Annotated in this window: 7 protein-coding genes and 1 pseudogene; 5 read left to right on the forward strand and 3 right to left on the reverse strand. The window is 73.6% G+C overall.

Annotated elements, in window-relative coordinates; translation table 11 throughout:
* Both GT045_RS39890 and GT045_RS20710 read right to left on the reverse strand, forming a co-directional pair.
* Nucleotides 1-182 (reverse strand): annotated as a pseudogene (locus GT045_RS39890) (hypothetical protein); the annotation flags it as partial.
* Nucleotides 183-241: 59 nt separating this feature from the next.
* Nucleotides 242-1,240 (reverse strand): alpha/beta hydrolase, encoded by a 999-nt coding sequence (locus GT045_RS20710; protein WP_202516554.1) that lies wholly within the window; start codon nucleotides 1,238-1,240, stop codon nucleotides 242-244.
* Nucleotides 1,241-1,440: 200 nt separating this feature from the next.
* Between GT045_RS20710 and GT045_RS20715 the strand changes: the two genes are divergently transcribed.
* The 4 genes from GT045_RS20715 to GT045_RS20730 all read left to right on the forward strand — a co-directional run bounded on the left by GT045_RS20715 (nucleotide 1,441) and on the right by GT045_RS20730 (nucleotide 3,315).
* Complete coding sequence (locus GT045_RS20715; protein WP_161297809.1) at nucleotides 1,441-1,674, forward strand: hypothetical protein; 234 nt, start codon at nucleotides 1,441-1,443, stop codon at nucleotides 1,672-1,674.
* Nucleotides 1,675-1,830: 156 nt separating this feature from the next.
* Entirely contained in the window at nucleotides 1,831-2,472 is a 642-nt protein-coding gene (locus GT045_RS20720; RefSeq protein ID WP_161297808.1) for a TetR/AcrR family transcriptional regulator, read from the forward strand.
* A 145-nt stretch (nucleotides 2,473-2,617) separates the two neighbouring features.
* Entirely contained in the window at nucleotides 2,618-2,845 is a 228-nt protein-coding gene (locus GT045_RS20725) for a DUF3107 domain-containing protein (protein WP_161297807.1), read from the forward strand.
* 200 nt (nucleotides 2,846-3,045) lie between these two features.
* Nucleotides 3,046-3,315 (forward strand): hypothetical protein, encoded by a 270-nt coding sequence (locus GT045_RS20730; RefSeq protein WP_161297806.1) that lies wholly within the window; start codon nucleotides 3,046-3,048, stop codon nucleotides 3,313-3,315.
* 172 nt (nucleotides 3,316-3,487) lie between these two features.
* Here the strand turns inward: GT045_RS20730 and GT045_RS20735 are convergent, their stop codons facing one another.
* On the reverse strand, nucleotides 3,488-4,243 hold the full coding sequence (locus tag GT045_RS20735) for a ferritin-like fold-containing protein (protein ID WP_161297805.1): 756 nt from the start codon (nucleotides 4,241-4,243) through the stop codon (nucleotides 3,488-3,490).
* A gap of 353 nt (nucleotides 4,244-4,596) precedes the next feature.
* Between GT045_RS20735 and GT045_RS20740 the strand changes: the two genes are divergently transcribed.
* Nucleotides 4,597-6,896: DEAD/DEAH box helicase (locus GT045_RS20740; protein WP_161335067.1), on the forward strand; the 2,300-nt coding region annotated here is incomplete at its 3' end.

A 6,896-nucleotide genomic window follows, 5' to 3' on the forward strand; every position in this document is an offset into this window, starting at 1 on the left:
CCCCGCGCGGGGGCACCCTCCCGGGAACCCGGCACACCGCGCGCGGGGGTGCCACCGGACGGCCCGGGTGTGCCGTGGGCCGGAGTGTCCGCGGGCGGCCGGGGGGCGGTCTCCCCCCGGGCGTCGGAGCGGGCCGGGGCGGCGTCCCGTCGGGCGCCCTGGTCCCCCCGCTTCGCGGTCATGTCGGCGGAGTCGCTCTTCGGAGCCGGTCCGCGGCGGCTGTGACGTCCCACTGCGGCCCTCAGCTCCCCGTGCCCACGGCGGTGGCGGCGGTCTCCTCGGCCGGGCCGGCCGCCCGTGCCATGAGGTCCCGGAAGGCGTCGGCGACCACCTCGGGGTACTCCATCATCGCCACGTGTCCGGCGTCCGGCAGGGTCAGCAGACGGGAGTCGCGGAAGGCGCGGGCCGCCTTGCGTGCCATGCGGAAGCCGACCAGCTGGTCCCGGCCGCCGTAGACCAGCAGGGTGGGGGCCAGCACCCGCTCGGCCTGGCGCCACAGCCCGTGCTGGCCGCCGAGCGTGTAGGCGTTGACGATCCCGCGCGCGGAGCGGGCCATCGCGTCCCAGAAGTACGGCAGTTGCAGCCGCCGCTCCAGCTCCTCCACGGCGTGCCGGAACGCCTCCGGCGAGACCCGGCCGGGGTCGCCGTAGCAGAGACCCATGACGCCGCGCACCCGCTGCTCGGCCGTCCACTCCCGGGTGAACCGGGTGAAGAGAGCGGCGATGCCGGGCACCCCGAGCAGGCCCGTCGGCACCGCGGTGCGCTGGATGCGCAGCTCCGGCAGGGCCGGCGAGACCAGCGTGAGCGTGCGGACGAGGTCGGGACGTACGGCGGCCACGCGCGTGGCGACCGCGCCGCCGAGCGAGTTGCCGAAGAGGTGGACCGGGCCGCGGCCGGCCGCGTCGAGGTGACGGATCACCGCGCGCGCGTGCCCGGTGACCGAGTAGTCGCCGTCGTCCGGTGGCGGCGAGTCACCGAAGCCCGGCAGGTCGACCGCCTCGCTGTCGACGAGGCCGTCCAGCTCGGCCATGAGCGACGACCAGTTCTGCGAGGAGCCGCCCAGCCCGTGGACGTACAGCGCGGGCGGCAGGCCCTCGCGCGCGGGGGGCCGGGAACGGATCGACAGGGTGACGCCGGGGAGGCCGACCGTCCGCAGCCGCTCACCCTCACCGACCCGGACGGGCGCCACCCTGGGGAGCACACTGGCGGCCGAAACGGACGGCGACTCGGTCGAAGACATGCGGCAATGTTACGAGGTGATCACGTCGGGCCCGGTGTGTTCGCCGTCACAGATTGAGCCGTGCGCATCCGGAGAACCGGTCAGCCGACGTGCCTGACGGCATGGCGTCCCGATCAGCTGTCTCCTAGGCTCGGTACAGAGGGCACCCGCGTGTGGCCCCTGCCGCTTCAGGGACGACGTCCGTAGGAAGGGAGCCCACCATGACCTATGACCCCATCGAGCCCGACGCGATCGAGGACATCGCCGACCCGGCGGCCGGGACGGCGGAGGAGATCGACGTCGAGGCGCCCGAGGTGGACGCCGCCGAGCAGCACACGGACATCGCGCCGGACCGCGACGACCCGCTGACGGACGTGGACCCCGACCGGGCGAACGAGGCCGATCTCATCGAACAGGCGCGCGTGGTCTCACTCGACGAGGACGACTACCGCTGACCTCGCGGGACCCCACGGGCCGCCTCCGCGGTGCCGCACGGCTTTCGCCGTCGTCCGGTACGTGAAATTCTGCGCTCGCACCGCGCACACCAGGGTTACCGAAAAGTACGATGGCCGCGCGGCCGACACCGCAAGTGGACGACTTTGGGAGGCGGCGTGACAGCCATCGAGCAAACTGAGGCGGCACGCCCACGCGGCACCCGTCTGCCGCGCCGAGCCCGGCGGAACCAGCTGCTGGGCGCCGCCCAGGAGGTCTTCGTCGCGCAGGGCTACCACGCGGCGGCGATGGACGACATCGCCGAGCGCGCCGGTGTGAGCAAGCCCGTGCTGTACCAGCACTTCCCGGGCAAGCTCGACCTCTACCTCGCCCTGCTGGACCAGCACTGCGAGTCGCTGATCCAGGCGGTGCGCGGCGCCCTGGCGTCGACGACCGACAACAAGCAGCGCGTCCGGGCGACGATGGACGCCTACTTCGCGTACGTGGAGGACGACGGCGGGGCTTTCCGGCTGGTGTTCGAGTCCGACCTGACGAACGAGCCCGCGGTGCGCGAGCGCGTGGACAAGGTCACCAACGAGTGCGCCGAGGCGATCTGCGAGGTCATCGCCGAGGACACGGGTCTGTCGCGCGCGGAGTCGATGCTGCTGGCCTCCGGCCTCGGCGGGCTCGCCCAGGTGGTCGCCCGCTCCTGGCTGCACAGCGACCGCAGCGTGCCGCGCGACCAGGCGGTGCAGCTGCTGGCGTCGCTGGCCTGGCGCGGCATCGCCGGATTCCCGCTGCACGGCACGGAGCACCACTGACGGCCGCCCGCGCGCGGGTCCGTTCCCGCGCGGTGTTCGCTCCTGGCGTTCCGGCCCGCAGCGTGTACGTCCCCTCACCGGGCTAATGTGTGCGGAGTACGGCGCGATGATCGCGCACATCACTGACCGTCGGAGGGACATAGCCGTGGAGGTCAAGATCGGCGTGCAGCACGCGCCCCGCGAGATCGTTCTGGAGAGCGGTCAGAGCGTCGAGGAGGTCGAGCGCCTCGTGGGCGACGCGCTGTCCGGGAAGACGCAGCTGCTGAGCCTCCAGGACGAGAAGGGTCGCAAGGTCCTGGTGCCGACGGAGCGTCTGGCGTACGTGGAGATCGGCGAGCCGACCGTGCGCAAGGTGGGTTTCGGCACGCTCTGAGCCGGAGTCGTCAGAAGGGCCCGGCGGCGCTGCCGCCGGGCCCTTCCGTGTGACGTGCCCGGCCCTGTCCGCGTGTCGGCACATGACCGCGCACACGGACGGAGCACAACTTCTCCACAGCCGATGATTGCAATCCGCAGGTCACGGGTATGACGGGCTACGACCGTCGAGCCAGACCGGCCGTGGGAGGGACCCCCGACATGATCTTGGAAGCGCTCGGCTCCGCCGTGCTCGGCCTGATCCTCGCCTGGGCGGCGACGCACCGTCTCGGCCACCGGCTGCCGACCCGCCCGCTGGTGTACGCGACCGGTGTCGCCGGAGCCCTCTTCGGCGACTTCGTCACCCGCACCGCCCTGGGTCCCGGCACCGCCGTTCTCAGCATCGTGGGCGCCGCGATCATCTCGGTCGCGTCCCTGTCCCTGCTGCTGCGCCCGGCGGGCCACCTGCGCCGGCGATCAGCGACCGCGTAGACGCCGTTCTCCGGCCACCCGCGCCTGGAGGGGCCGCGTAGACGCCGTTCTCCTGCCGCCCGTGCCCGAAGGGGCCGCGGGCGGCCGCGCGTCCACCGCGCGTCCACCGCACGACCGGCCGTGACGCGCCCCGGGGCCGCCGGCGGCCGGCGTCCCGCCTCTGCGCGCAGCGCTACGCGGCCAGGCCCAGCGCCGCCATCCGCTTCGTATGCGCCTCGGTGATCCGCGAGAACATCCGCCCGACCTCCGCGAGATCGAAACCGTCGGCCACGCCTCCCACGAGCATCGTGGACAGCGCGTCGCGGTCGGCGACGACCCGCTGCGACTGCGACAGGGCCTCGCCCATCAGCCGCCGCGCCCACAGGGCCAGCCGGCCGCCCACGCGCGGGTCGGCGTCGATGGCCGCGCGCACCTTCTCCACCGCGAACCCGGCGTGCCCGGTGTCGTCGAGCACCGCGAGCACCAGCTCACGCGTGTCGGAGTCGAGGCGGACCGCGACCTCACGGTAGAAGTCGCTCGCGATCGAGTCGCCGACGTACGCCTTGACCAGGCCCTCCAGCCAGTCCGAGGGCGCCGTCTGCCGGTGGAACCCGTCCAGCGCGGCCACGAACGGGTCCATGGCGGCCGTCGGCTCCTCGCCGATCTCGGTCAGCCGGTTCCGCAGCCGCTCGAAGTGGTGGAACTCGGCCGAGGCCATCTTGGCCAGCTCCGCCTTGTCCGCGAGGGTCGGCGCCAGCTTGGCGTCCTCCGCGAGCCGTTCGAACGCCGCCAGCTCCCCGTACGCGAGCGCGCCGAGCAGGTCCACGACCGCGGCACGGTACTGCGGCTCGGCGGACGCCTGCGCCCAGTCCTGGGCGGCGACACCGGTGGGTTCGGCGGCTTCGGCGGACGCGGTCTCGGGCTTGTCAGAGCTAGTCATGAGGCGCACAATAGCCCGCTCAGCGCCTCCCCCGACCCCCCGGCCGATCACTGTGACGACGACTACGTGACCAAATCGGCCATCACATGTGCGCGAATCCGGGGTATGGTGGTAATGCGCCTGCCGAGTGCGTCGATGGTCATCGACGTGCCCGGACGGGGCGCACGCATGAGGATGCCCGGTCGGTGGCCCGATCGGCTCCGACCCGACAGCCCTCCCTGGCCGTACGGCGCAGTACGTACGACGACCGGAGGGACACCCTCAGCGGTACGAGCGCTAGAGCGTCGGCAGAGGTCCCGTGTCATACGGCTAGCCCGAGTGGTTCGCCCGTACGGCGGCCGACGTCCCCGGCACGGTCAGACATGACCCCCGCGCTCGCCTCGCACCGCGCACACAGAAGAGGCAGCACCCTGACTACGACGTTTCGTGAACTTGGGATCCTCCCCGAGACCGCCGAGGCCCTGGAAGCCGTCGGCATCATCACCCCCTTCCCCATCCAGGAGATGACACTCCCCGTCGCCCTTTCCGGCACGGACGTCATCGGCCAGGCCAAGACCGGTACCGGCAAGACGCTGGGCTTCGGTCTCCCGCTCCTGGAGCGCGTCACCGTCCCCGCCGACGTCGAGGCCGGACGCGCCGCCCCCGAGGCTCTGACGGACGCCCCGCAGGCGCTCGTCGTCGTCCCCACGCGCGAGCTGTGTACGCAGGTCACCAACGACCTGCTGACGGCCGGCAAGGCCCGCAACGTGCGCGTGCTGGCGATCTACGGCGGCCGGGCCTACGAGCCGCAGGTCGAGGCCCTGAAGAAGGGCGTCGACGTGGTCGTCGGCACCCCGGGCCGTCTCCTGGACCTCGCGGGCCAGAAGAAGCTCGACCTGAAGCACGTCAGGTGCCTGGTCCTCGACGAGGCCGACGAGATGCTCGACCTGGGCTTCCTGCCCGACGTCGAGAAGATCATCAACATGCTACCGGTCAAGCGGCAGACCATGCTGTTCTCGGCGACCATGCCCGGCGCCGTCATCGGACTCGCGCGCCGCTACATGTCCCGGCCCACGCACATCCGCGCCACCGCGCCGGACGACGAGGGCGTGACGGTCGCGAACATCAAGCAGTTCATCTACCGCGCGCACAACATGGACAAGCCGGAGATGGTCGCCCGCATCCTGCAGGCCGACGGCCGCGGGCTGGCGATGATCTTCTGCCGGACCAAGCGCACGGCCGCCGACATCGCCGAGCAGCTGGAGCGCCGCGGCTTCGCCTCCGGCGCGGTCCACGGCGACCTCGGCCAGGGCGCCCGCGAGCAGGCGCTGCGCGCGTTCCGCAACGGCAAGGTCGACGTCCTCGTCTGCACCGACGTCGCCGCGCGCGGCATCGACGTCGAGGGCGTCACCCACGTCATCAACTACCAGTCCCCCGAGGACGAGAAGACGTACCTGCACCGGGTCGGCCGTACCGGCCGCGCGGGCGCCAAGGGTACGGCGATCACGTTCGTCGACTGGGACGACATCCCGCGCTGGCAGCTCATCAACAAGGCGCTGCAGCTGGACTTCAACGACCCGGTGGAGACGTACTCCAGCTCCCCGCACCTGTTCTCCGACCTCGGTATCCCCGCGGGCACCAAGGGCACCCTGCCGCGCTCGGAGCGGACCCGCGCGGGTCTGGACGCGGAGGAGCTGGAGGACCTGGGCGAGACCGGTGGCCGGGGCGCGCGCGGCCGTGGTGGCCGGGGCGGCCGCAACGACCGTGACGACCGCGGTGCCCGTGACGACCGCGGTGCCCGCGGTGACCGCGGTGACCGCGCCGCCGCACCCCAGGCCGAGCGTGAGCGGCCGGCCCGTACGCCGCGCCGTCGCCGCCGCACCCGGGGCGGAGCGCCGGTGGACGCCGCCCTCGCCGGATCGGCGCCGGCCGCCGAGACCGCCGGCACGGAGGACACCCAGGCCGCGACGCGCACCCCGCGCCGCCGCCGCCGTACGCGCAGCGGAGCGTCCGGGCAGCCGGTGACGCCCGCCGTGGCGCCGGTGACCGCCGCCGAGACCGCCGTCGAGAGTGCCGCCGTCGAGACGGTGGCCACGGCGGAGGGCCCGACCGTCGCGGAGACCCCGGAGAAGCCGCGCCGCCGCCGTACCCGGAAGCCGGAGGCGGCCGAGGCCGCCGTCGCGGCCGAGCCGGCGGAGGCGAAGGCCCCCGCGGTCGCGCCCGCGACCGAGCCGGTGATCGCGGACGCCCCGGTGACGGAGCCCGAGGCCGCACCGGCCGGGGAGCCCGCACCGCGCCGCCGCACCCGGAAGGCGGCCCAGCCGACGACCGAGACGGCAGCGGTGGCGGACCCGGCCGAGGCCACCGAGGCCAAGCCGCGCCGCACCCGGAAGACCGCGGCAGCCGCCGAGGCCGCCGCCGACACCGTCGAAGCCGCCGAGGCCGCCGCCGACACCGTCGAGGCCAAGCCGCGCCGGACCCGCAAGGCGACTGCGGCAACCGCGCCGGAGGCCACCGAAGCGGAGGCCAAGCCCCGCCGCACCCGCAAGACCGCGGCAGCCGCCGAGACCGCCGCCGACACGGCCGAAGCCACCGAGGCCAAGCCCCGCCGGACGCGGAAGACCGCCGCGACCGCAGAGGCCGCCGTGGAGACGGCCGAGGCAGTCGAGGCCAAGCCGCGCCG

This window comes from Streptomyces sp. SID486 (assembly GCF_009865385.1).
Taxonomy (GTDB): Bacteria; Actinomycetota; Actinomycetes; order Streptomycetales; family Streptomycetaceae; genus Streptomyces.